Here is a 25568-nt window from a genome sequence, read left to right as displayed (position 1 = left end):
TCTTGGAGTATTTATGAAAATGAGAATGAGAAAGCAAGTGCGAATTAGTCTCGTAGGCTGCTCTCTTCTTTTGGGTGTAGTTTCTTGTAGCAATAACTACAAACCGTATTCGCAATACGCTTACCCACCGACCTATATGCAAAGTGCTTCGTATAGTGGTGCTCCGCAGACGCTCACAAATGCCCAATTGGAGTCTTTAGTTTCTCCGATCGCCTTGTATCCCGACTCTTTATTATCTTTAATGCTCTTGGCCTCTACATACCCATTAGAAATTGCAGAAGCTTACAACTGGAGAGCAAGTAATGCGGCAATCCAGGGAGTCGATTTGCAAAATGCACTGAAGGCGCAGTCATGGAATGACAGTGTTAAATCATTGATCTCATTTCCGCAGGCATTCAATATGATGGGTTCGAAGTTGCAATGGACTCAGAACCTCGGTAATGCCTATAAGCTACAACCCGCGGATACGCTCAAGGCGGTGCAGTCCCTCAGAAAGCGCGCAATCCAAGCTGGCACCCTAAAGACATCTCCGCAGATGACGGTGACTACCGATGCTGCTGGCAATATTTTGATTGGGCCGAGCAATGCCCAGACAGTGTATGTCCCGACTTATAACCCAACGATGGTTTATGGCGCATGGCCTTATCCAGACTATCCACCATATCCTGCCTATAACCCAGCATGGGGCGCAATGGGATTTGGTTTAGGTCTAGCTGTGGGCGACGCATTCTGGGCAACACCAGCTTGGTCTGATGGCACGATTAACGTGAACAACGCCAACAATCCTTCACGTGGCTTAATCGGCCCGAGCAATGTTCAGAACCAGCAAAGACTGCTTAATGATTGGCGGAGTAATGCCACACCTCAAGATCGTCAGGACCTTAGGAACACTGCGCAAAGAGCTGATAATACTTTTCAGAGAGATGCTAGCCCGCAAGAGCGAGCACAGGCTGATCGCCTGAATCAGGAATCGCGCAACGCGTATCAACAAGATCGAGCGAACCCAAATGCCTATCGTGAGGCTGCGCAAGAAAATGCCTTCCGTGAACAAGCCCGTTTTGATGCTAACCAAGATCGTTTTGGAGGAGGCCGAGCTGGCGGAGGCTTCGGTGGCGGCGGCGGATTTGGTGGCGGTCATATGGGCGGGTTTAGACGTTAATCTATTGAAAGCATTCAAATGAATACATTAAAAAAGATCTCATTATTTTTGGTCGGCTATTGTTTTTGTCAGCAACTAGCGCTCGCGCAGCCTAATATGCCAGCGAATGATGCTTCCACTGCAGCTTTAGTCGAGTTGTGTCAAAACCAGCAGGATCAAGATGCCCAGAACTTTTGTTTTGGTTTTGGCGAGGGTGTCTACCAAGCTTATCTCGCCAATCGTTCGCCTAATGCAAAGCCTGCTATTTGTTTTTCAAAGCAGGGCAGTACTCGCGAAATGATTTTGCAAGAGTTCTTGAAATGGAATCGCGCTAACCCCCAATTTAATCAAGAGCGTGCTGCTAAGACGCTCATCCGGTTCTTTATGCACAGCTATCCCTGTAAGTGATAGAGTGATAGAGTAATAGGGTGATATATCTTTTTTATGGAATGAAATCATGATGCTCAAGACTAAAGTCCTCACATTTGCCGCAACAATATTCGCTTTTTCATCACTTGCTTATGCGCAATCGGGTGAGAGTACTTATAAACAAGTCTGTGCTAGTTGCCATGGTGCAGGAGTGTTGAATGCCCCCAAGTTGGGTGACAAAGCAAAGTGGGCGCCCTTGATTGCTGAAGGGCAAGTCATTTTGACTGCGCATGGATATGTTGGCGTAAGAGCGATGCCAGCCAAAGGTGGCAGTCCCAATTTATCAGTCGAAGGCTTTGCAGACGCCCTAGTTTATATAGTGAATAACTCTGGCGGCAAATGGACTGCGCCCGATGCCAAGACCGTGGTCGCTATTAATAAAGAAATAGAAGCCCGCAAAGCGGGATTAAATAAGAAATAAATACTTAATCTGCTTTGATGTTGGCGTCTTTGATCACCTTATCCCACATCGTCAGTTCACGCTTGATCCGCTTAGCTGAAATTGGGAAGTGTAGCTAATTACAATGGCTAGATGAACCTTCAGGCCCATGAAATCGAGATCATTGGATATTGCGCTGCATTTTTAACCACGGTCGCCTTTTTGCCTCAGGCTATCCACTCTTGGCGTACTCGTAACCTTTCAGGGGTTTCCTTGGGGATGTACTCTTTATTTACTGTTGGAGTGGGTCTGTGGCTGATTTATGGGCTCATTATTGAAAAGTGGCCCCTCATTCTGGCTAATGCAATTACTTTTGCTTTAGCGCTTAGCATCTTGATATTGAAATTGCGTCATACTTCCAAAGACCAGAAATAAACTTCATCCTATTGCATTCACCAGAAAGGTTAGTCATGAGTTCTTCATTTGTTATTGAGCCACCAGTAGTTACTTCATTGCCTGTTACAGGTGACACCCGACGCTTTGCTGTAAACCGTATTTATTGTGTGGGTCGTAACTATGCGGATCATGCGCGTGAGATGGGACATGACCCTGATCGTGAGCCACCATTTTTCTTTATGAAGCCCGCAAATTCGATTGTGACTGACGGCAAGGATATGGCCTATCCCCAACTTTCAAATGATGTGCATCATGAGATTGAAATGGTGGTAGCTATTGGTAAGGGTGGCGCAAATATTCCAGCTGATAAAGCACTCGAGCATGTCTATGGTTATGGGGTAGGTTTGGATATGACTCGCCGTGATTTGCAGGGTGAGGCTAAAAAGATGGGGCGGCCTTGGGATACTGGTAAAGCTTTTGATCAATCCGCACCTTGCGGTGAAATCACACCGGTTAGTAAATGCGGGCATCCTAGCAAGGGTTCTGTGAAATTATTAGTCAATGGAGAAGTTCGCCAAGAGGGTGATCTCAATCAGTTGATTTGGAACGTTCCCGATACGATTGCCTACCTCTCAACCTTATTTACGCTTGAGGCAGGTGATTTGATTTATTCCGGTACGCCTGCAGGCGTAGGTCCCGTGAAAAAAGGGGATGTCCTCGAGGGTAGTGTTGAGGGCTTAGTTAATTTAAAAACCAAGATTGTTTAATCATGATGAATTCTTTACACAAAACCCTTGTCTTAGCAATCGCAGTTCCTGTACTTTTAGTAGCTTGTGCTACTACTGAAAATGTCCCTCCAGCAAAGGTAAGCGCAAGCCCTGCACCGGCTAGCTTATATGCCAATGCAGCACCTTTGGATTTACGCTTAAGTACCTGGCCTTATCCTTATCCAGTTAAAGAATTTAAGACCAGCCTGCAAGGGCAGCCTGCGAGCATGATGTATATGGATGTGCCGGCGGTTGGTAAGCAAAAAGGGGCAGTAGTGCTATTTCATGGCAAGAACTTTTCAAGCGATTATTGGGCACCAACGATTGCCGGTTTAACTCAGGCGGGTTACCGTGTGATTGCACCTGACCAAGTAGGCTTTGGTAAGTCATCTAAGCCGGATGTGGCTTATCACTTTGATGATTTGGCTGCCAATACCCAGGCATTGTTGAAGTCATTAAAGATCAATCAGGTTTCCGTGATCGCAAATTCCATGGGTGGAATGGTAGGTATTCGTTTTTCACGTTTATATCCCAAAACCGTTCAAAAGTTAGTTTTAGAAAACCCACTTGGACTTGAAGATTACAGCAAGGATGTTCCGCCACAACAGAACGATACTTTGTTAAAGCTAGAAATGGCGCAAACAGAAATGAGCTACCGTAATTTTCTGAAGAGCTACTTTCCGGTCTGGCAGCCTACATTCGAGCAGTTTGTTGAAGTCTACGTACGTATACAAAAAGGACCTGATTACCCAGCCTATGCAAGAACTTCTGTTCTGACTTATCAAATGATTGCTGAAAAACCAGTCGTCAATGATTTGCCGCAGTTAAAGATGCCAGTCTTATTGGTCATTGGGCAAAAGGATCGTACCGTATTTGGCCGTCGCTTCGCACCTCCAGAGGCGGTAAAGTCTTTGGGCAACTTTCCAGAGTTAGGTCGTAAGGCCCAAGCTGCTATTCCGAATGCTAAGCTGGTGCCGCTAGACAATGTAGGCCATATTCCTCACATTGAGGTGCCTGACGTCTTTGTTAAAACAGTAGTGGAATTCTTAAACGCTAAGAACTAATTACCGGCCCGTCCACTTCGGTGGACGTCCTTCCAGAAATGCATTGACGCCTTCTCGGAAGTCTTGGCTGTTATAGGTCTCGCGCATGAGATCGGTGCAATCTGGGAGGTTGTGACGTAATAGGCGTGCAATTCCCAGCTTGCTCGACTTTTGGGTGATAGGTGCGAGTACCGCCATCTTCGTCGCCAAGGCGTTTGCGGCTTCAGTAATTTCAGATGCATCAACTGTCTGGTACAGAAAGCCAGATGCTAATAATTCAGGCGCCTTTACTAACTCAGCAGTCAGTAACATTTTTTTCACCATCGGAATACCAAGGTGAGCACAGATCCAATTGAGATTGCTTGGTGAGAGACAGTTGCCTAAAGTCTTTGCTACAGGAATACCAAAGCGCGCCTCTGGAGTGGAGATACGAAAATCGCAAGCCGTTGCCATCAACAGTCCACTTCCAACTGCTAAACCTTCGATCACCGCAATGGTGGGCATGGGTAACTCTTGAAGTGAAACAAAAATTTGGTCGACTGCTTTCTCATAAGCCTCATCTTTTTTCAGGCTGACAAATTGTTCAATGTCGCTACCTGAAACAAATGCTTTGTCACCAGCACCCCTAAAAATGACCACCCGAATTTCTGGATTCTGAGCTAGTTCATCACAAATACTTTTCAGCTCTTCATACATGGGCCAAGTCATGGCATTGCGGGCAGCAGGATTATTAAAGGTAATCCGTGCAATATTCCCATCAATCATCAAGTCTAAGCAGGGTGGAGTCGATTTTGTGCTCATGCAGGCATTCTAAACAAAAGACCTGCAGAAAACTGTGTAATTAGCCAATTCGCCTGTAGCCAAGAGATCCTGCGATAAAATTCATGTATGTATATGTTCTTGCCTTTTCTGACAGCCTTGATCGGACTGATCTTAGTCTGGTTTGAGAAGCGCTTTGCGGGCTTGATTTTGCTAGCGATTACGGTAGTCACCTTGATGGTTTGGTTCCGCTTCCATGCAACTGATCATTTGAATCTCAGCCTGTGAGCAAGCATTCCTTCCCCTCACTTGCGGCACTAGGTAATCAGCTTGCCTTACTAGCGGTGGTTGGCGTTCTTGCCTACGCTTTTGTAGACCAACTCTATTTTGGCGAACTGCCTTGCCCGCTCTGTCTGATGCAGCGCATGGGATTTGTGATTATTGGTTTTGCTTTGGTTCTCAATATTCGCTGTGGTGCACATTCGGCTCATTATGGTTGGGGAATCATCGGTGGTTTAGTGGGGATGACGGTTTCCTTACGGCAAATTTTCTTGCATATCTTGCCTGGCGATAAGGGGTTTGGCGCTACATTTTTAGAACTCCATTTTTATACCTGGGCCTTCGTTGGGTATATAGGCCTCCTAGCAGGACAAGCAATTTTATTGATGCTACCCAATCGTGACGTTCGATCACGTTCTTGGTTTGCCAATACGGTTGTTATCTTATTTATTTTCTTGGTCTTGGCTAATCTACTTTCTACTTTGCTCGAGTGTGGCCTTGGTCCTTGTCCAGATGATCCAGTAGTCTATACAGGTTGGATATGGTTGCGTGGCAAGTTTGGTTTTTAAGTGCTGCAATCCAACTGCGTTTTAACTTAAATTCATGATGCAATTTTTTAAAGTAGTGAGAGTATTCAAGCAGCTCTTTGCCACTCTTGTAGTTTTAGCTATCTCCGTCAACCCAGTATCTGCAGAGACTGTATGGCCTAAACAGGCTATTCGGATTATTGTTACCTTTACTCCCGGTGGTGCACCCGATATTCTGGCGCGCGTACTGGCAGAGTATTGGCAAAAATCACTAGGTGTTCCTGTGCTGGTGGAGAATCGCCCTGGAGTCGGTGGCAATATCGGCGCAGATGTGGTGGCTAAAAGTGAAGCAGATGGTTACACCTTGCTTATCGGTACTGTCGGTATACATGCTATCAATGGCGCTCTGTATGACAAACTGCCATTTGATCCGGTGAAGGATTTCACGCCCATTAGTTTTTTGGCTAGCACCCCGAATGTATTGATTGTGAATAAGCAATTGGGTATCACTAACTTGAGTGAGTTGATTGACCTGGCAAAAAGTAAACCCAATCAATTAACCTTCGGATCTTCTGGGGTTGGCACATCGCTTCATATGTCGGGTGAGCTCTTTAAAGAAATGACAGGTGTGCAAATCCGTCATATTCCCTACAAAGGTCGCGCACAATCTTTGCCCGATTTAGTGAGTGGGCGTATCACCATGTTGTTTGATAACTTATCTTCATCACTGCCTTTAATTAAAGCGGGTGAAGTGCAGGCTTTGGGTGTGACCTCCCTCAAGCGTTCTCCTGCAGCTCCAGAAATCCCGACTATGGCCGAGCAGGGCTTGCCTGGTTTTGAAGCCATCTCTTGGTTCTCTTTGATGGCACCCGCACAATTACCGTCAAGCATTCAGATGCGCCTGAATCGATTAACGCGCCAAGCCCTTACTAATCCTGAAGTTAAGGCTAAGTTATTGGCTGGCGGTCTTGATCCAGCACCTGGCAGCCCTCAGGATCTCTCAAAGCTGATTGCTGCTGAGTCCAATAAATGGGCTAGAGTTGTCATCAAATCTGGCGCAAAATTAGATCAATAAATTCTGTAAATTGTGTCAGCTTGCTTCAGTCTGGGGCGTTATAGAAGGAAGAGGCCAGAAATCTGTTTTGAGGACAGGCCAAGAGACCAATCAGAGGGGTCGACTATGAAAATGAATTATCTATACCTGGCTTTAGGGATTGCATTAGCGGGCTTGCTCAGCTTGAGCCCCTTGGCTGCTAACGCAGGTAATGTTGCCTGGAATGTCAGTGTTGGCGGGGGTTATGCCAACGGATATGGTTATGGCGGTGGCTGGCGTCCAGCTGCATATGGTCCAGGCTGGGGTCGCGGCTATGGCTATGGCTATGGAGGCGGGTGGCGCGGTAATTGGGCTGGCGCTGGATATTATGGCTTTCCTCCTCCGGCTTACTACGCACCGCCAGTAGCTTATGCGCCTCCGGTAGTTGCTTATGTCACACCACCACAACCCATGGTTTTAGCTTCTCAGCCGCAAGCACCAGTTTGGTATTACTGTGAAGCAAGTGGTAAATATTTTCCTTATGCGCAAGAGTGCCCTACAGGTTGGCAAACACAAGCTGCTGCGCCACCCACTAGTGGAGTACCACCTCTCAGACGAGCGCCTTAGCAAAAGACAATAGGCAATTAAAATAGGGTGATAGATAGGCGTTATGCAATTGGGTATTGAAAAAATTATTTAAAGGTATGAGATGAAACGATTTACATTATTGACAACACTGAGTTTGGTTTTAGTGGCCTCTTTGACGGCTTGTGTCTCTGCACCAACAGGCCCAACAGTTGCAGTCATGCCGCGCGAAGGCAAGCCGTTTGACCTATTTCAGCAGGAGGATTTGTTTTGTCGTAACTTTGCTGCAAATTCTGTGAGAGATACTAGTAGTGCTGCCCTGAAGGAGGGTGCAACCAGTGCTGCAGTTGGCGCAGCACTAGGTGCAGTTGCTGGTGCTGTGATTCAAGGCGGTAATCATGCCAACGTCGGTACCGGTGCTGGTGTTGGACTGTTAGGCGGAGCTGCGATGGGCGCCATGAATTCTTCTGGCAAACAAAATCAAGCCCAAGCACAATACAACATTGCTTATCAACAGTGCATGTACTCTAAAGGCAATCAAGTACCAAGCTATCGTTAAGAGAGAAGTTCTCTAGACCTCAAGCGGCGGATGCGTTTTTTCAAAGCGCGCCGCCGTTTTTCTAAATAGATAAAGCAGTAGGCAGGCAGCTAGTCCGAGACTGATGCTATTGGCGGCCCAAAAGCCATTGGCGCCCTGTAAAAAGGCCGGCGTGTTACCTAAGACATCAAATCCCAATAGATAACCTCCACCTAGGCCAACACCCCAGAGTGAGCCGGCATAAATCACCATAGGCCAAAAGGCTACACGATAAGCACGCAGAATAAATGCCGCAGTCACTTGTAGTGCATCAAATACTTGATAAAAGGCGATGAATAAAAAGAGGGGTATGGAAAATACCTTAACTGCATTAGGTGGATCATAAAGATCTAATAAAGGCATTCGCATGACCCAAACACCAATGCCAATTGCAATACAAAGAACAGTCGTAAAAAAGACAGAAGACCAACCAATTTCTTCGGCGCGTTCAGGTTTATTTGCGCCAATCGATTGAGATACTAAAGTCATCGTAGCGATGGATAAAGAAAGCGGCACCATATAAATGACGGTGCCCATATTCGCAATGATCTGATGCCCTGCTAAAGCGGTTGTTCCTAGGCGCGCAATAAATAAAGACATGAAGGTAAATGAGGTGACCTCTATTAAATAACTAAAGCCTATAGGGGTGCCTAGCTTCAGTAAGGTCCAAATACGATGCCAATTGGGAGGGCTAAAGCGACTGAAAATTTTGAAAGGTTGATAAAAGCGATCAAACACAACAAAGCTCAGCGTGCTGATGAGCCAGAACCAGCTGATGATGGCGGTAGCGACAGCGCAGCCTGGACCACCCATGCCCTCTATGCCCAAGCCGCCATAGATAAAGAGCAGATTGAGTGGTAGCTTTAATCCCAAACCAATAAGTTGCACAATCGTAATAACGGCTGGTCTGGATACCGCATTGTGTAACGCCATTAGTACGCGCATTCCCATACTCGCTGGCAGACCAATCGCTAGGATGTTGAGATATAACCTCGCTTTACCCTCGATGTCAGCGCTAAGGTGTGAGATCGCTAGCAGATGATCTGCGTTCATGAGTACTGCGCAACCGACGATAGCGAGCCCTAAAGCTAGCCAAGTGGCCTGACGCACTTCTTCACCAATTTCATCAAAGCGTTTTGCGCCAAAGAGTTGGCCAGCAATCGGGGCTAATGCAGAGATTACTCCAGTCAAGCCAACATAGATGCTGATAAAGATTGCAGAGGCCATAGCCAGTGCAGCCAGATCTTCTGCGGAGTAGCGTGCGGTCATCGCAGTATCTAGTACGCCAAAGGCAATGACAGCCAATTGACCTACCAGTAGTGGACCGGCTAATTTTAGTAGGGCAGGAATATCCTCGCGCAAGCGCGATAATTTAAAGTGCAGCACGCCTTATTCCGGAATGACTTCGTATAAACGCAAGCGTTCGTCGCGGTCAGAAGCGCGTCGATCTTCCCATAATAGTGTGAGCTTTTTATTATTGAGTCTGGCGTAAGCTGAGGCCTCAGACTGACTATGGGTGAGAAGCCAAGGGCAGCTAGGATCATCCTGTAAGTTCAGTTTGGTGAAGTAGTTAAAAGAGGCGAGCTGAGCATAGCCCAGATTGCTAGTATCAATGCAGCCAACATTTGGAACGGCTTGCACCAAGCGTGCAGAAACATGCCGATAGGTTTTTGCATAATTGATGGTAGGTAACCATAAGGTCATCAACAAGACCCACATTAAGGTAGTGCCGGAGGCGGAGATAATCAGACAGCGCCAAATTTCTTTGGGAGCGCGCGAGGTTCTCCAGCGCACAATTGCTAGCCATAGGCCGGTAATCACTACAGCCACAATGAATGCCAAGGGATTGAATTGGCTTTCATAGCCAGGTATAAAGCGCGCTACATTGTTAGCAATTTGTTCTGGATAACCGGTGACCATGGCAAGCCAGATAATCCAAATAGCTAAAGCAATCACCGTAAAGCTGAACATCGCAAACCAGTCGATGAAGCTAATAAAGCTGCGCCTGAGAATAGGAAGGCTAAAGGCTGCAATAATTGATAGACCTGGAATCAAAATCATGAGGTCATGTTCATTAGCCTGACTACGGAACAAAACATAAATAAAGCAGCCGATAAATAAACACAAGGGAATGCAAAGGTGAGGGGCGCGCCACGCACCAGATTCCTTGGTTTGCCCCCAATGCACTAAAGAGATGATGGCTAAAGGCCAAACTGGCCAGGCGTACGCCCAGAAGTTCACGCCTAAAAATTCGAGAGATTCAAATGAAGGGAGAAGACGCATTTCAGGGGTATTGCGCCAACCCTCTTGTGCAATATGGCGCCACTCTGGTGAGATATCAGCGATGTACCAAAGCGCTGGCCAAATTAATACACCCACAATGCCAAAGAAAGTGCTGGTGATAGTCCAGCGATAACGCAATCGAGCATTACTCGCAATCACCGCAATGATGGTTGAAGTAATGACAATCAAGCTTAAGGTCAGATTACTGGAGAGCGCAACGATGGTCACGCCAAGTCCGGTCCATAAACCGCCTTGCCAAGGCTTATCTAGTCCGCGCACTGTGCCATACAAAACGATACTGATGCCCATGAGTTGCGCCATCATCGGAGTTGTTTCATGGGCGCGCTGTGCAAGACCAACGCAAGCTAAGAAGATGAGGAGGGCGCCATCAGCCAATGTCATACCATAGCTTTTGAGGTCAGGCTGACCACCAACAGCTAATGCAATGGGTTGAACTTCACGACGACGACCTAGAAGATAGGTGGCATACCAAATAGCAATTGCCGCAGCAAAAAAACAAATCGCTGAATAGAGGCGGGCAGCATTCGCAGCACCAATCCAAGGACCAAATAATTCGATGAGGGTGGCCCCCATCCAGTAAGGAAGTGGGGCGCCAAGAGAAATATCGCGCCCAGCTAAATGCGGAACAATCCAATCAAGAGAGTCGCCGCGAAATAAAGCCCACATTCCACCAAAGCCAATCGCATCTTCATTCTTCCAAGGATCACGGAAGAAGAGGCCAGAAAATCCATAAACCAATGTCAACGCAAAAATAATGATGCGCGGAATTGATTTAGTAGCGGCGGCAGTAAGTTTGACCATGTACTTTATAAAGGGTGCAACTAAAGGTAAAACAAAAAATAAAAAAGGCAGCAAACGCTGCCTTGATTATCTCGCAGAGGAGGCTAAAGCCATATCCTGCGATTAGAAGGGAATTAAGCCTTCTTCTTAGCTGTCTTTTCAGCAGCTTTAGCTTCTGCAGCAGCAGCTTTTTTCTCAGCTGTTTTAGCAGCGCCATCACCGGTAGCTTTAGCAACCGCTTTAGTACCGAATTTCTGACGGAATTTCTCAACACGACCAGCGGTATCCATGATTTTTTGGGTACCAGTGTAGAAAGGGTGTGATTCAGATGAAGTCTCGATCTTGGCCAATGGATATTCATTGCCATCTTCCCACTTAATCGTCTCTTTAGTAGACATTGTGGAGCGAGTCTTGAAGCTGAAGTTATTGGAAACGTCTACAAAGACGATTTCACGATATTCGGGGTGAATGCCAGGTTTCATTTTGAGTCCTATGAGCGGGTAGCCGTTTTGGTTAAATTAAACTTCACAACCTAAATACTTTCCCAGGTTTTAAAAGCAGTAAAGGCGAAATTATGCCATGAAATCAACAACAAAGCGCTGTTTAGGTAGGCAAAAGGGGCTAAAACAGCCCCTTTTGTGTCTGAAACAGCCTTCACGGGGCTAAATTAGCCGCCGCGACGCATTAGGTCGAAGAATTCACCGTTGTTTTTGGTGGATTTGAGCTTATCCACAATGAAATTCATTGCCTCAATATCATCCATATCTGCCAGTAATTTACGCAACACCCAGATCTTCTGGAGGTTTTCGGCTTTAACCAGCAATTCCTCACGACGGGTGCCGGACTTATTGAGGTTAATAGAAGGGTAAACGCGGCGTTCAGCCAAGCGACGTTCAAGGTGTACTTCCATATTGCCGGTACCTTTGAATTCCTCATAAATGAGGTCATCCATACGGCTACCAGTTTCAATCAGGGCAGTAGCGATGATGGTGAGTGAACCACCTTCTTCAATATTACGAGCAGCTCCAAAGAAACGTTTTGGACGTTGTAAGGCGTTGGCATCCACACCACCAGAGAGTACTTTTCCGGATGAAGGAACTACTGTGTTGTAAGCACGTGCAAGACGGGTAATCGAATCAAGCAAGATGATGACATCTTTACCCATCTCTACTAAGCGTTTCGCTTTTTCAATCACCATCTCGGCAACTTGAACGTGACGAACTGCTGGTTCATCAAAGGTAGAGGCAACCACTTCACCGCGCACGGAGCGCTGCATTTCAGTAACTTCTTCAGGGCGCTCATCAACGAGCAAGACAATCAGAATCGCTTCGGGATTGTTAGCAGCAATTGCGTGTGCAATGTGTTGCATCATCACGGTCTTACCAGACTTTGGTGAGGCCACGATCAAACCACGTTGACCGTAACCAATTGGGGAGATCATGTCGATGATGCGACCAGTTAGATTCTCTTCAGCCTTGATATCACGCTCAAGTGAGATCACGCGATTTGGATGCAGTGGCGTTAAGTTCTCGAACATGATGCGGTTCTTGAGGGCTTCAGGAGCCAGACCGTTGATCTTGTCGACCTTTACTAGGGCAAAGTAACGTTCGCCATCTTTTGGTGTGCGAACTTCACCCTCTACGCTATCGCCAGTATGGAGATTAAAGCGACGAATTTGCGCAGGAGAAATATAGATGTCATCAGGTGAAGCCATATAAGAGGCTTCAGGAGAGCGCAAGAAGCCAAAGCCATCAGGCAATACCTCTAAGGTGCCGTCACCAAAAACAGTCTCTCCGGCCTTCGCACGTTTTTTCAGAATCGCAAACATCAATTCTTGTTTGCGCATCCGTTGGGTATTTTCAATCTCCAGGCCAGCTGCCATTTCAAGCAGGGCGGATACGTGGAGGACTTTGAGTTCAGTTAATTGCATGTGGTTCTCGGGTTTTGATAAAGAGGGAAAAGATTCAATAAAAATGTGTTTTGGGATATCGCCGTCTTGATGGATATCAGACAGATGTGGACAAACAGGATTTGGGGAGTTTTGCTAAAAGAAGGGGGAGATAGTTTGCTGAAATTCGGAGCACTGATTAGTGCGTTCGAGTAATACTACACTAAAAATAGGGTATGGCAAGGCTTACAGCAGGAAAACCACAGGCTCACCTAGTGAACCCGTGGTGTCAGACACTTTACAGATGACTATCAATAAAAGCAGTCAACTGGGATTTAGCCAAAGCGCCTACTTTTTGAGCGGCAACAGTACCGTTTTTAAAGAGGATCAAGGTAGGAATGCCGCGAATGTTGAATTGGGCGGGAACGCCCTGGTTCTCATCCACATTCATTTTGGCAATCTGTAATTTGTCACCGTATTCACCGGAGAGCTCTTCCAGGATTGGACCAATCATTTTGCAAGGACCGCACCATTCAGCCCAGAAATCGAGCAAAACGGGTTTATCGGACTTGAGGACGTCTTGTTCGAAAGAGGCGTCAGTTACATATTTAATGCCGGCACTCATGAAAATTCCTTATTTAGACTTATTTAGCGAGTTGTTTAATTGTGGCGTTACAACGCTTATATTAGCAATAAGCCAAAGATTGTGCCGAAAATTCAAAATTAGCCCCAAAACGAGAGTTCTTCAAAGTTCTTAATGTCAGCCGCATTTCCCACTATTTCTGAGCAAAAGCAGCCTTATGCATGGACGATTGCGCCCAATGCCCAGGCTCTCAAGACCTTAGCGGAAGGTATTTGGAATTGTGCAAAACAAACCCAGCAGCGCCCTTTAGTGGTGCTGAGTACTGCAGGACCCCTCATCGGCCTTAGGGCTGCGCTCGAAGATACCCGCCCGGATGACCTATCCAATCAAATAGCCTTCTTGCCACAAGTTATCAGCTTTACTGATTGGCTAGAGGCGGCACCAAACGCATGGAAGTTTCCAAAGAAACAGACGGATTTAGAGCGTTGGTTGGGTGTCTATGCCACATTACGTGAGCATCGCGATTTGCAAGCGCGATTTAAAGCTGAAACTGAGGCGGGTGCCTGGGGTTTAGCTCAAGCCATCATCGAAGCATGTGACACTTTATCTAAGGCAGTATTACCCCAACTACAAAAACAAATTTATGCACAGATAGAAGCGGCCAATGGAAAGCAAATTTCGATTGGTCAAGCATGGATTGATCAAGTCACTACCTTTTTAGACAAACTGATTAACGAAGTCTATCCAGAGCTATCTCGCAAAGTAGTCGACCAAGAAGCATTTGTGCTACTCACATTTTGGCGTTATATCACCAGTGCAAGTGACCCCGTGTTTCGCGAACAGCTTGCGATGGCATCGCATCTAGAAGCAATTGAGCAAGCTAAAAAGCATCATCAAGAAAGGCCCTTAATCTGGGTTAAAACAGCTGACCCTAAGCCAATAGATAAAGAAATCTTCAACACCTTTCTTGATCAGTATGCTCATCACACACCCGTCATCGAAGTCACAATGGATTGGCAAACAGTTGGTTTGTGGGCTGAAGCAGTCGGGGGCGATGACGCGCATTATCAAGCTCTAGAAAATATTCGTCATAGCCATTCTGAAAACTGGCAACTCATGGGTGTTAAGCGATTTGAAGAGCTGGCATGGTTAACTGCAAAAACGATTGAGCAATATGTGATTGCAGATAAAAAGAAGATTGCGCTAGTTGCTCAAGACCGTTTGGTGGCTAGAAGAGCGCGTGCTTTACTCACCCGCTTAGGGCCATCGTTAAATATTCGAGATGAGACTGGTTGGAAGCTATCAACAACGCGTGCCGCTGCCGCATTTAATAGTTGGCTAGAGCTCATTAGGGCGCCCAAGGATGGGCCTAGTGCAAAAGTACTTTTAGAGTTTTTGCAAAATCCGTTTATAGCAATCAATAACCCTCAGTGGCTCAATTGTGACAAAGACTTATGCGTAGGACTCGTTGCAGAACTCGAAGATATTTTGATTTCAAGTAAAGCGGAAACAGGTTGGAAGACCTTTCACTTGGCGATTGAAGGGGCTACAGCAAGTGCAGAGAAAAGATCTTCAGTACAGCCAAATCCCGCCTTATTTAAGCTCTTGCAATTTTTAAGAGAGCGTCACTATGAATGGCAAAACTTAAAAGTAGATTGTCATCAGGCATATAGCTTGTTGCAGCAGAACCTAAAGGCCACTGGCATGGCCAGCAAACTAGCGCAAGACTCGGCTGGTAAGCAATTGTTAGAAGTGATTAAATCATTCGATTTGCATGGCTCCGCACATCAGCAAGTGAAGATGCGTTTAAGCGACTGGTTAAGTCTAGTGAAGACAGTAATTGAGGGCGCAAGCTATCAGGAGGAGGGTAAAGAGGCTCTCGCGACTTTAAGCATTCTTCCCTTGAGCTCTACTCGCCTCAGAAAATTTGATGCGGTAGTGATGGTTGGTTGTGATGAGCAGCAATTACCTGCATATGCAGAGCCGCCTTTATTTTTCTCAGACGCCTTAAATCAGCTTTTAAAGACATCAACAATTGCTTTGCAATTTCAACAGCAGGCACGTGATTTATCGCAATTGCTTGCGTCAGCTGACAAAGTAGATTTTCTCTGGCAAAGCAATAGCAAAAGTGGCGAACCTTTGCGTCCATCTGCCTGGATTCAGCGTTTGCAAAGTGCACTCAAGTGGAGTCCACTACAAGTTAAGCCTGAGCAGCGACCAGTTCAAATCCATCCCCTATCAAGATCAGTCGCTCATCTTGAGGATGATTTGCCGATGCCTTTATCAATGAGCCCAAGTGCTTATAAGGCATTGCGAGATTGTCCATATCGCTATTACGTTCGCAGTTTATTGGGATTGCGAAAAATGAAGGGATTTGATGAAGGTTTTGATGCATCTTTGGCTGGTCAAACCTTACATGCCATCCTCAGAATCTTCTATCACGCATTAAAAACAGAGGCACATAACAATTCTGAGCTCAAGGTTGATACTCAGTTGCGACGTGAGTGGATGGAAAAGCGCTTATCTGCTATTTCTGAACAAGAGTTTAAGGAATTAATAGAGGGCGATGCCCGTGTGATGGGAACCTTGCGTGATTGGCAAAAGCAAATTCCAAGTTTTATTACTTGGCAATTGGGGCGTGAGCAAGAAGGCTGGGAGTATTTTGATGGCGAAGCAAAGGTTGGATTTGAACTACCAATCATGGGTCCTGATGGCGAGCTACGCCAAATTCGTATCGAAGGTTACGCGGATCGTTTTGATGTACACGCTAGCAATCCAAAAGTAGCTTCCGTTATTGATTACAAGCATCAAAGTTATAAAAAGGTTCAAGATCGAGCGGAACATATTTTGGATGATCCGCAGTTGCTGATATACGCGCGAGCCGCTAATGAGGGTCAAGAGAATCATAAAATTGTTGGACATCAAGTGCGAGAGGCTGAGTGGGTATCCCTCAAGGCCGACATTGGTAAAGATGTACAAAATGCGCCGCGCTCTCAGGAGGTGAGCCCATTTCCTCAGTTGATGAAGCAATTTTCCGAGCAGATTACCCAAGACCTTGAAGGTTTATGGTCTAAAAAACCCATGGAGGCATTTGCTCCTGATGGTGTTTGTCGGTATTGCGAGGCGCGTGGCATATGTCGAAAGGGGGTATGGTGAGTCAACCCATAGACCTTAATTCCATAAAAATGTCCGATGGTGTGCCGGTGACTCAGTTTTCAAAAGAGCTTGCTTGCGATCCACAAAAGTCTGTTGTGGTCTCTGCTTGTGCGGGCAGTGGCAAGACTTGGTTATTGGTAGCGCGTATGGTGCGTTTATTGCTAGATGATGTAAAACCCCAGCAAATTCTCGCCCTCACTTTTACGCGCAAGGCTGCTCAGGAGATGCGTGATCGTTTGTATAGTTTGTTGCAAGAATTTTCTACAGGCGATGATGAGATGGTAACTCATGCCTTAATTGAGAGGGGCTTAGATGCATCTCAAATGGGCATCTATTTGCCCAAAGCTAAAGCACTCTATTCTCAAGTCTTGGCTAATCCACAGCCGATTGTGATTGACACATTTCACGGTTGGTTTGGAAGGTTACTGGGGGCAGCGCCAGTCTCTCTAGGTATCCAGCCAGGATTTACATTGCGCGAGGATGCGAAGCGTTTGCAAGAGGAGTGTTTGCAGGATTGGTGGGGCGGAATGAGCGCCGATCTCAAGGCTCAGTACGATGTTTTATTAAAACACTTAGGCTCCTACAATGCCTTGCAATTACTGATGGGTAAAGCAAGTCTTCTCAAGCAAAGAGGAGCCTGGACGTTTTTTGCTAAAGCCTGCAGAGAAAAAAATATTAGCCCCGCAGATCTTCTAAAGAATTCACTTCCTCAGCTCAAGGAAACTAATCCACTACTTTCTTTATGGAATGCCCCTGACGCACTAAAAAACTTAGAGTTTGTAGCGTATTGTTTTGAGCATAGCGGCGCTCAAGATCAAGGGTTGCTGGAGTATTTATTGCCTGCCATTGCCTGTAAGAAGCGCGGTGGTGATGTGATGGATGTGGTGCAAGTATTTCAAGATACTTTTTTAACTCTCGATAAGCTTGAATATCGCACCTGGAATGACCGCTTAGTTGGTGATCTTAAGACCTTCTTAAAGAATGAAGGTCTGGCTACTCGCTGTGATGAATACCTCAATATTAAAAAAGAGTGGGGCAATGCTTTTGTCAAGTACATCGCTTGGCAAGCAGAGCAAGATATCTACGCCATTAATCAGGCCTGGTTTGCATTAAATGAATCTATGATGGCGCATGCTGAGGATAGAAAAGACAGCATGCGGGTCCGTGATTTTGACGATTTAGAAATCGGCGTCAGTCTTTTGATGGCAGATTCTGCCCATGCAGCTTATCTGCAATCACGCCTAGATGCTCGGTATACACAAATCTTAGTAGATGAGTTTCAAGACACCAATCCTTTGCAATGGCAGATTTTGCGTTCGTGGTTAGAAGGATATGGAAACAGCTCAGAAAAGCCTAAGATTTTTATTGTGGGTGACCCAAAGCAATCTATTTACCGTTTTCGACGTGCAGACCCCCGTTTATTTGTCAGTGCTAAACAGTTTTTGCATTCAGCATGGAAGGCGATATACATGGAGCAAGGCGTTACACGCCGCAATGCTCCTCAAATTAATGAGACCGTTAATAAAATCTTTATGGGTCCTCAGATTCCTGATGACTATCCTTACTCAGAGCAAAAGACGCATTGGCGCGCTTCTGATGAAAATCGACCCACTCAAGAATATGCACAGCAAGGTGAGGCTCATCTTTTAGCATTGGTGCCTTATGAAGCCAAGAGTAGTGAGCCACGCGAGGGCAGCGCATTTGATAGCGCCATTATGGATCCCTATGAAACTGTGAATGTGGCGCAGCGTCATGCAGAGGGTTTAATGGTTGGCAAGCTGATTAACCATTTGATCGCTACCCGAAAAGTGGCTGACAAAGATGGCGATCAAGATATCTGGCGTGATGCTAGGGCAAGCGATTTTTTACTGTTGGTAAAGCGTCGCCAATTCTTGCCTCAGTACGAGAGGGCTCTACGAGATATGGGGCTGGTCTATGACAGCTCTCGCTTAGGAGGACTCTTAAATACCTTAGAGGTAGATGATCTGATTGCGCTGTTAAGTGTGCTGGTGACGCCGCGCCATGATTTGTTATTAGCACAGGTGCTCAGAAGTCCTATTTTTAGTTTTACTGAACAGGAAATGCAAAAACTGGCTATTGCTAAAACACCAGAGGCTTACCGCTCTTGGTGGGATGCCTTGCAAGATAGCGTAGATGCAAATCTGCAAAAAGCAGCTCGATTCTTAAAGCACTGGCATCAGTTAAGTGAGCGATTACCGGTACATGATTTGCTAGATCGCATTTATCAAGAGGGTAGTGTCCGTGCACGTTATGCCTCTGTTTGCCAGGATCGAGATCGTGCTCAAGTATTGGCCAATTTAGACGCCTTCTTAATGCTGTCTTTAGATCAAGACGGTGGTCAATACCCCAGTTTGAGTCGTTTTATTCAAGAAATAAATGCCAAGCGTCGTGGCGATGATGATGAAACGCCAGATGAGGGTGATATTGATGCTGCCAGTGATGATAATTTAGTAGAAGTGGATCCAGAGAGTGATATGTCTGCTGAAGATCTGCATTTACGGGTGCGACTGATGACTATTCATGGTGCCAAAGGATTGGAGTCTCCATTTGTCATCATCTTAGATGCCAATAATACAAAGCCAAATCCTGACAAGATGGGTGTTCTGATGGATTGGCCGCCACAAGAGACGGGGCCTTTGCACCTGTCTGCATTTAATACCAAAACATTGACAAGTCCACGTAAAGAAATCAATGAAGCTGAAAAAGCGATTGGGATAAATGAAAACTGGAATTTGTTTTATGTTGCAATGACTCGTGCCAGACAGGGTTTGTGGATTAGTGGTGACGCTCAAAAACCTACCCCCAAAAATCCTACTGGTTTGAACCAGGAATCTTGGTACGGTAAAGCTAGTGCGGCAGGTTTGTTGCCGTATCTGCTGCCAGAAAGCATCTTAGAAAATACTCAAAAAGCTCCGATAGTCCCCCAAGCTGAGGATAAGACTATCTCTCTTGATGACTTTGTACTTAAATGGCCGCATGCAATCCATTATCAAACGCAATTACTGAGCGACATTGAGAGCGGTATTACGGTAGAGGTGTTTGCTGGTGAGGATGAAGCCATTACTGAGCCCGACCCTGAAGTGTTACAAGAGGGCACAAACTTTCATAAGCTACTTGAGTTCTTGACGCCAGATTCTGGTAATCAGAATAAGCCACCAATACTAAGCGAACAAGAGCTCATGAATTGGTTGGGCATTGATCAAGATAGTGCTAAGAAGTTATTAGATCAAGTCAAAACGGTATTAGAGACACCCAAACTCAAACGCTACTTAACTTCTGGGGAGTGGGTTGCTGCTTGGAATGAGTTAGATCTGGTAACTGAGGGGGGTAAGAGCTATCGCATAGATCGCTTGGTGGAGCTAGATGACCATTTGGCCATCATTGATTACAAGCTCACGATTCCGGCCCTAGGAAGTGAAAAGTATGAAAAATACCGTAAGCAATTACAGGCTTATCAAGCGGGATTAAAGCCCATTCGGAAGGATAAAAAGATCAAAACCTTCTTAATTTCTGCTCTGGGTGAGCTCCACGAGGTAGTTTAGCCAAACCCCCTTGAATTCCCCTACTTAGACCGCATATATTGTCGAGGTAACAAAAATCCCTAAAGTAGGGATAATGCATTTGATCGTTTATCCGTAAACGACTAAGCCATAAAGGAGTGTCTATGAAAATGCGTAAGGTAATGAATCTCTTCCTCAGTCTTTTCGCAGCAATGACCTTGCTAGCGAGTAATGCCGCTTTTGCTGAAGCAACTCTGCCTGAGGTCTATCAAGCAGTGCAAGCGGGGCAGTTGGCTAAAGCAGATGTGATGATGAAAGAAGTTTTGAAAAATCATCCTAATAGCGCTAAGGCACACTATGTTGCTGCTGAGCTTTATGTAAAAGAAGGCAAATTGGAAACAGCCCGTAGTCACTTTTTGAAAGCGGAAAGCTTGGCTCCTGGTTTGCCTTTTGCTCAGGCTGATTCGGTACAGAAATTGCAAATGCAATTAGCGACTTCAGCAGGTGTTCCAGCTGCGGGTGCCACATCTATTTTTAGTAGCCCCTTGTTCTGGGGTTTGATTGCCATTCTTGTGATTGGCACCATCATCGTTCTCAAGCGCCGCAAGCGTGATGCTGTTGAGGTATATAACGCACCATCTGCTGGTTATCCAGGTACTCCTGGTGGACCTGCTCCTTATCCTGGTGGCCCCGGTGCTCCTGGCGGCCCTGGCTATCCAGGCGCACCTGGTGGCGCTGGTAGTGGCTTAATGGGTAGCTTAGCAACTGGCGCAGCTTTAGGTGCTGGTATGTATGCTGGTCAAGCATTAGCTAGTCATCTGATGGGTGGCAATGCAAACAATGCAAACAATCCAGGTAACTTTGGCAATAACCCCAATATGAACCAAGTGAGTGGACCTGCGTTAGATGATCCTAATTTTGGCGTGCGCGATGCAAGCTCTTGGGATGATGGCGGTGCTAGCAGTTGGGATGACAGTGGCGGCGGTGGTGGCGACTTCATGAATGATGTCTAATACATCGCTCCTGAGTATCAAGCAAAGCAAGTAGTTCAATGAAAAAAAACCACCGAGTCAATTCGGTGGTTTTTTCTTGTCCAGGAAATAATCCGGGAAGATCTATTTGATCATTCCGGCACTCTTGGCATCTTCCATAGCTTGTGCAGTTTTCTCTTTTATAAATGCTGGCATTTTTGCCAAAGGTACATCCACTATCACAAATCCGGAGTCCTCAAGTTTCTTTTTGGTTTCTGGATCTGCGTTTAGTTGTGCAAAGTAGTCAGATAACTTTTGTTGCAGCACAAGTGGAGTAGCTTTAGGGACTGCGACACCGCGATAGGCTCCGTCTACCCAATTGAGACCCAGCTCTTTAAAGGTCGGCACATCCGGTAGGGCGGGATTGCGTTTCTCGGTGGCGATAGCCAGGGTGCGCACTTTTCCTTTTTGCTGAATGGCTAGTGGCAAATAGCCCATTGCTCCGTCTACGTGCATTCCAATTAAGGCAGTAATCAAATCACCTGTACCTTTGAATGGCACGTAATTGATTTTCACCCCAGCCAATTTATTTAAACGCTCTACAGCCATATGGTTGGCTGAGAATTGTGCTGAGCCTGCTAAAGAGAGTTTGCCTGGATCCTTTTTGGCTGCTGCAATAAATTCTTGATAGGTTTTGTAAGGGCTATCAGCAGAAACCATCAAAGCATCTGGGGTGAAGTGATAGTAGTAGATCGCATTAATATCGTCAGTCTTATATTGAATGCCCTCTTGCAAGGGTTGCAACATAGTATGCGGAATGTTGATACCGACTACTGTAGTTCCATCAGCAGGATAAGTATTGAGAGCGCTCCAGACAAGTGCGCCACCAGCGCCAGCGCGATTAATGACCACCATAGGCTGCTTAAATTTTTTGGCAGAGATATCCGCCTGGTAGCGCGCCACTAAATCAGACTCTCCAGCTGCAGGAAAGGGGATGATGTACTGAATGGTTTTATCTGGAAAGGGTTGGGCATGAGCGCCTGATAGCAAGCCGAACGAAATCAAGCAAGCACTTAGTAATCCACTTAGTAGTTTCAATAGCTTCATTTGGAGATCTCCTCAATAACTGCATTAGTAACGTCACGCATCATGGCTGTACCACCTAAATCGCGTGTGTGTAGTTTTGGATTGGCAGTGACTTTTTCAATAGCTGCCATTAACTTTGCTCCTAGAGCCTTTTCGCCCAAGAAGTCGAGCATCATGACGGCCGACCAGAATGTGCCAATCGGGTTGGCCAGCCCTTTACCCATGATGTCAAAAGCAGAGCCGTGAATCGGTTCAAACATCGATGGATAGCGACGCTCTGGATCCAGGTTAGCCGTTGGTGCGATACCTAAGCTACCAGCGAGTGCAGCCGCTAAATCACTGAGTACATCCGCATGTAAGTTCGTTGCAACAATGGTGTCTAAAGACTCAGGACGATTGACCATACGTGCAGTAGCGGCATCAACTAACTCCTTATCCCAAGTAACATCTGGAAAGTCTTTAGCAACGATATTGGCGATTTCATCCCACATCACCATGCCATGGCGCTGCGCATTGGATTTAGTGATTACGGTGAGATGCTTGCGGGGGCGTGATTGCGCTAACTTAAAGGCAAAGCGCTGTACGCGCTCAACGCCAACGCGAGTCATGATGCTCATGTCAGAAGCAACCTCAATAGGATGACCTTGATGTGCTCTACCGCCTACGCCGGAGTATTCACCTTCGGAGTTCTCGCGCACTATCACCCAATCGAGTTGATTGGGTTTGCAGTGACGTAAAGGCGTTTCGATCCCGGGCAGAATTCTGGTGGGGCGTACATTGGCATACTGATCAAAGCCTTGGCATATTTTGAGACGTAAGCCCCACAAAGTAATGTGATCCGGAATCTTAGGGTCACCGGCTGAGCCGAACAAAATGGCATCTTTAGGGCGTAAGGGTTCAAGACCATCATCGGGCATCATGATGCCGTGTTTACGGTAGTAATCGCCACCCCAATCGAAGTGTTCGAATTCAAAAGCAAGTTCAGGATGTTTTTTGCTTAAGGCATTTAATACCTTTTCGCATTCGGGAATGACTTCTTTGCCAATTCCATCGCCTGGAATGGACGCAATTTTGTACGTCTTCATTTGTCTCCTACTATTTTGTATATGAGTTACTTAAGAGGTAACTTCTAGGACCATTATGCAATTCCTTCGCCTCAATACAAGCATGGGGTACTTGGGGTTTATGGCTAGAAAAAGAGGGGTGGAGGGGTATCCATAGCCCTAAAACAACAAAAATCCCCTCATTTTTGCGGTTTTTACATATACTGTATAAACATACAGTATATTAATCACTATGACGCAGCAAATGAACTCCGCAAAAGTAACCCTCAGCCAGGCTCCACAAGCCATGGCGGCCCATTTTGTCGCCCATGAGACCACACTCTTAAGTCATCGGATTTCAGCTGGATTCCCTAGTCCAGCAGCCGATTACGCCGAAGAGGGCCTAGATCTCAATCATTACTTAGTGCAGAACAAGCCAGCCACTTTCATGTTCACCGTCAAAGGGGATTCGATGATGGGCGCCGGCATTTGTGATGGTGACAAGGTGGTGGTTGATAAAGCCCTCAAGCCAAAACACAAAGACATCGTTGTGGCTGTCGTGAATGGTGAATACACCATCAAGCGCCTATATCAATTACGCGGCCGCATTGAACTTCAACCAGAAAACCCAAGTTATCAACCGATTACTTTTACCGAGGGCAGTGAGCTACAGATTTGGGGTGTCGTAGTCGGTGTTGTTCGTAAGTACAGCCATTACAGCGGCCGGGGCAGTAAGTGAGATGCGCACTCAGATGAAGACCCAGATAAATACCCAAGGCAACACAGCCAACCCCCTATTTGCATTGGTTGATGTGAACAACTTTTATGTTTCCTGTGAGCGCGTGTTTGCACCTAAGTTGGAAGACGTGCCGATGGTGGTGCTCTCGAATAACGATGGTTGTGCAGTAGCGCGTAGTGCTGAAGTAAAAGCATTAGGCGTGAAGATGGGCACACCTTGGTTTCAGATGCAAGATTTAGCCAAGAAGCATGGCATACAAGCGTATTCATCAAATTACACGCTGTATGGCGATATGAGTAATCGTGTAGTGCAAGTGCTTAGAAAATTTACACCAAACTTAGAGGTGTACAGCATCGATGAAAGTTTCCTGCAAATTGAAACGGTTTTAAAGCAATACCCCGATACCATCGTCTTGGGACAGACTATCAAGCAGCAGGTAAAAGACACCACTGGTTTACCTGTGTGTGTTGGTATAGGAGCTAGTAAAACGCTCGCAAAATTTGCAAATCATTTAGCCAAAAAGCACCAACAGTTTTTAGGCGTCTGTGATGTCGAGGCGATGCCCAAGCCTGAGCTCTATCAGTGGATGACAGAAACCTCAGCGGCTGAAGTCTGGGGCATTGGGCGCCAACTGGCCAAGAAGCTAAAGGCTTTAGAAATTCATACGGTATTTGATTTATTGCAGGCCTCACCACAGGCGATGCGTCAGCAGTTTGGGGTGGTGATGGAGAGGCTTTGCTATGAGCTACGCGGTACCTCTTGTTTGAAGTTGGAAGAGGTTGCACCAGCTAAGCAGCAAATCATTGCTTCACGTAGTTTTGGTAAGTTGGTGACCAAGCAGGAAGAGCTTGCACAGTCGGTTGCCACACATGCTGCTCGAGCAGCAGAAAAATTACGCAGTCAAGATTCGGTAACTGGTGCCATTACGGTCTTTATTCAGACCAATCCATTTAAGCAAAATGAGCCACAGCATCATCAAAGCATCACGATTCCACTAGTGGACCCTAGCGATAACACAGTGACACTCACGAATGCTGCACTCAAAGGTCTTCAACAAATTTATCAAAGTGGCTTTCGTTATAAAAAAGCTGGCGTCATTCTGAATCTGATTGCAGACAAGCCCACGATCCAACAATCTTTATTCGAAGATATGGAAAGCAAAGGGAAGTCAGCTGACCTCATGCAAGCCATGGATGCGATTAACTCTCGCTTTGGTAATGCCGTCATTCGTTTGGCAGCATCAGGCACCAAGCAGGAGTGGCAGATGCGATCAAACAATAGGTCACCGAACTACACCACTCAGTGGGATGAGCTGCCGGTAGCTCGATAAACAATTTCAATCGTTAATTATTCATCAAGGAGAAATACATGGACTTACTCAATAACTTCAACGGCATTTCATTGGCAATCATCATGGTTCTGTCCTACTGCGCAGTATTGAAAAATACCCAGCGTGACCAGAGTCTAAAAGGGGCTATTAAGTCACTTTTAAGTTTCTAAGAAGGGCGGTCATTCTGGGGGGGATATTGTGCCTAAAAAATAGGCAATACCCCTAGAACCCCTGTTTAAAAGGGTGAAATTTGCA

At 46.1% G+C, this 25568-nt stretch carries 25 protein-coding genes; 17 read left to right on the top strand and 8 right to left on the bottom strand.

Annotated features, from left to right (window positions below; genetic code table 11):
- Positions 1 to 13 precede the first annotated feature (13 nt).
- The 6 genes from ICN41_RS04195 to ICN41_RS04170 all read left to right on the top strand — a co-directional run bounded on the left by ICN41_RS04195 (position 14) and on the right by ICN41_RS04170 (position 4173).
- Positions 14 to 1159, top strand: coding sequence for a DUF3300 domain-containing protein (locus ICN41_RS04195; protein WP_216291566.1), 1146 nt, complete (start codon positions 14 to 16; stop codon positions 1157 to 1159).
- Between the two features lie 18 nt (positions 1160 to 1177).
- Complete coding sequence (locus tag ICN41_RS04190; RefSeq protein ID WP_216291565.1) at positions 1178 to 1546, top strand: Rap1a/Tai family immunity protein; 369 nt, start codon at positions 1178 to 1180, stop codon at positions 1544 to 1546.
- A 49-nt stretch (positions 1547 to 1595) separates the two neighbouring features.
- Positions 1596 to 1988 carry a cytochrome c5 family protein gene (locus ICN41_RS04185; protein ID WP_216291564.1) on the top strand — a complete coding sequence of 131 codons (393 nt, stop codon included), beginning with the start codon at positions 1596 to 1598 and terminating at the stop codon, positions 1986 to 1988.
- 111 nt (positions 1989 to 2099) lie between these two features.
- On the top strand, positions 2100 to 2381 hold the full coding sequence (locus ICN41_RS04180; protein ID WP_216291563.1) for a SemiSWEET transporter: 282 nt from the start codon (positions 2100 to 2102) through the stop codon (positions 2379 to 2381).
- A 35-nt stretch (positions 2382 to 2416) separates the two neighbouring features.
- The gene (locus ICN41_RS04175) at positions 2417 to 3109 is read left to right on the top strand and encodes a fumarylacetoacetate hydrolase family protein (RefSeq protein ID WP_216291562.1); all 693 of its coding nucleotides are present in this window, start codon (positions 2417 to 2419) and stop codon (positions 3107 to 3109) included.
- A 2-nt stretch (positions 3110 to 3111) separates the two neighbouring features.
- A complete protein-coding gene (locus ICN41_RS04170) occupies positions 3112 to 4173 on the top strand; it encodes an alpha/beta fold hydrolase (protein WP_255537893.1) in 1062 nt (353 codons plus the stop codon).
- Here ICN41_RS04170 and ICN41_RS04165 read toward each other — a convergent pair whose 3' ends face one another.
- Positions 4174 to 4953 carry an enoyl-CoA hydratase/isomerase family protein gene (locus ICN41_RS04165; protein WP_216291561.1) on the bottom strand — a complete coding sequence of 260 codons (780 nt, stop codon included), beginning with the start codon at positions 4951 to 4953 and terminating at the stop codon, positions 4174 to 4176.
- 87 nt (positions 4954 to 5040) lie between these two features.
- Between ICN41_RS04165 and ICN41_RS04160 the strand changes: the two genes are divergently transcribed.
- The 5 genes from ICN41_RS04160 to ICN41_RS04140 all read left to right on the top strand — a co-directional run bounded on the left by ICN41_RS04160 (position 5041) and on the right by ICN41_RS04140 (position 7894).
- Positions 5041 to 5199 (top strand): DUF5993 family protein, encoded by a 159-nt coding sequence (locus ICN41_RS04160; protein ID WP_216291560.1) that lies wholly within the window; start codon positions 5041 to 5043, stop codon positions 5197 to 5199.
- Positions 5196 to 5759: a disulfide bond formation protein B gene (locus ICN41_RS04155; protein ID WP_216291559.1), complete on the top strand. Its 564-nt coding sequence runs from the start codon at positions 5196 to 5198 to the stop codon at positions 5757 to 5759. Before ICN41_RS04160 ends, ICN41_RS04155 begins: the two co-directional genes overlap by 4 nt.
- Positions 5760 to 5796: 37 nt before the next feature.
- Entirely contained in the window at positions 5797 to 6792 is a 996-nt protein-coding gene (locus ICN41_RS04150) for a tripartite tricarboxylate transporter substrate binding protein (RefSeq protein WP_255537892.1), read from the top strand.
- A 105-nt stretch (positions 6793 to 6897) separates the two neighbouring features.
- Positions 6898 to 7377, top strand: coding sequence for a hypothetical protein (locus ICN41_RS04145; protein WP_216291557.1), 480 nt, complete (start codon positions 6898 to 6900; stop codon positions 7375 to 7377).
- 82 nt (positions 7378 to 7459) lie between these two features.
- Positions 7460 to 7894: a glycine zipper family protein gene (locus ICN41_RS04140; protein WP_216291556.1), complete on the top strand. Its 435-nt coding sequence runs from the start codon at positions 7460 to 7462 to the stop codon at positions 7892 to 7894.
- A gap of 12 nt (positions 7895 to 7906) precedes the next feature.
- On the opposite strand, the gene ICN41_RS04135 is transcribed toward ICN41_RS04140, so the two are convergent.
- The 5 genes from ICN41_RS04135 to trxA form a co-directional block, all read right to left on the bottom strand.
- Positions 7907 to 9298 carry an MATE family efflux transporter gene (locus tag ICN41_RS04135; protein WP_216291555.1) on the bottom strand — a complete coding sequence of 464 codons (1392 nt, stop codon included), beginning with the start codon at positions 9296 to 9298 and terminating at the stop codon, positions 7907 to 7909.
- Between the two features lie 3 nt (positions 9299 to 9301).
- Positions 9302 to 11017 (bottom strand): glycosyltransferase family 39 protein, encoded by a 1716-nt coding sequence (locus ICN41_RS04130; protein WP_216291554.1) that lies wholly within the window; start codon positions 11015 to 11017, stop codon positions 9302 to 9304.
- Positions 11018 to 11130: 113 nt separating this feature from the next.
- Positions 11131 to 11478: a type B 50S ribosomal protein L31 gene (locus ICN41_RS04125; protein WP_114637034.1), complete on the bottom strand. Its 348-nt coding sequence runs from the start codon at positions 11476 to 11478 to the stop codon at positions 11131 to 11133.
- Positions 11479 to 11663: 185 nt separating this feature from the next.
- Positions 11664 to 12926, bottom strand: coding sequence for a transcription termination factor Rho (gene rho, locus ICN41_RS04120; protein WP_216291553.1), 1263 nt, complete (start codon positions 12924 to 12926; stop codon positions 11664 to 11666).
- A 256-nt stretch (positions 12927 to 13182) separates the two neighbouring features.
- On the bottom strand, positions 13183 to 13509 hold the full coding sequence (trxA, locus tag ICN41_RS04115) for a thioredoxin TrxA (RefSeq protein ID WP_068948270.1): 327 nt from the start codon (positions 13507 to 13509) through the stop codon (positions 13183 to 13185).
- A gap of 132 nt (positions 13510 to 13641) precedes the next feature.
- On the opposite strand from trxA, the gene ICN41_RS04110 reads away from it, so the two are divergent.
- From ICN41_RS04110 to ICN41_RS04100, 3 genes are all read left to right on the top strand, one after another.
- A complete protein-coding gene (locus ICN41_RS04110; protein ID WP_216291552.1) occupies positions 13642 to 16623 on the top strand; it encodes a PD-(D/E)XK nuclease family protein in 2982 nt (993 codons plus the stop codon).
- Positions 16620 to 20186, top strand: a complete 3567-nt coding sequence (locus ICN41_RS04105; RefSeq protein WP_370629090.1) for a UvrD-helicase domain-containing protein — start codon at positions 16620 to 16622, stop codon at positions 20184 to 20186. Before ICN41_RS04110 ends, ICN41_RS04105 begins: the two co-directional genes overlap by 4 nt.
- A 122-nt stretch (positions 20187 to 20308) precedes the next feature.
- Positions 20309 to 21157 (top strand): M48 family metallopeptidase, encoded by an 849-nt coding sequence (locus ICN41_RS04100; protein ID WP_216291551.1) that lies wholly within the window; start codon positions 20309 to 20311, stop codon positions 21155 to 21157.
- Positions 21158 to 21259: 102 nt separating this feature from the next.
- On the opposite strand, the gene ICN41_RS04095 is transcribed toward ICN41_RS04100, so the two are convergent.
- Both ICN41_RS04095 and ICN41_RS04090 read right to left on the bottom strand, forming a co-directional pair.
- Positions 21260 to 22222: a tripartite tricarboxylate transporter substrate binding protein gene (locus ICN41_RS04095; RefSeq protein ID WP_216291550.1), complete on the bottom strand. Its 963-nt coding sequence runs from the start codon at positions 22220 to 22222 to the stop codon at positions 21260 to 21262.
- Positions 22219 to 23286: a tartrate dehydrogenase gene (locus ICN41_RS04090; protein ID WP_216291549.1), complete on the bottom strand. Its 1068-nt coding sequence runs from the start codon at positions 23284 to 23286 to the stop codon at positions 22219 to 22221. The genes ICN41_RS04095 and ICN41_RS04090 overlap by 4 nt, the downstream gene beginning before the upstream one ends.
- Before the next feature lie 211 nt (positions 23287 to 23497).
- On the opposite strand from ICN41_RS04090, the gene ICN41_RS04085 reads away from it, so the two are divergent.
- Genes ICN41_RS04085 through ICN41_RS11350 form a run of 3 tightly spaced genes read left to right on the top strand, consistent with a single transcriptional unit; the run spans position 23498 to position 25483 of the window.
- On the top strand, positions 23498 to 23983 hold the full coding sequence (locus ICN41_RS04085; RefSeq protein ID WP_255537891.1) for a LexA family transcriptional regulator: 486 nt from the start codon (positions 23498 to 23500) through the stop codon (positions 23981 to 23983).
- Positions 23984 to 23996: 13 nt separating this feature from the next.
- Complete coding sequence (locus ICN41_RS04080) at positions 23997 to 25313, top strand: Y-family DNA polymerase (RefSeq protein ID WP_216291548.1); 1317 nt, start codon at positions 23997 to 23999, stop codon at positions 25311 to 25313.
- A 38-nt stretch (positions 25314 to 25351) separates the two neighbouring features.
- The gene (locus ICN41_RS11350) at positions 25352 to 25483 is read left to right on the top strand and encodes a hypothetical protein (protein ID WP_255537890.1); all 132 of its coding nucleotides are present in this window, start codon (positions 25352 to 25354) and stop codon (positions 25481 to 25483) included.
- The last annotated feature ends 85 nt before the right edge of the window (positions 25484 to 25568 follow it).

This window comes from Polynucleobacter sp. 15G-AUS-farblos (assembly GCF_018882445.1).
Lineage (GTDB): Bacteria > Pseudomonadota > Gammaproteobacteria > Burkholderiales > Burkholderiaceae > Polynucleobacter.
This window is presented reverse-complemented; position numbering and strand designations above follow the sequence as displayed.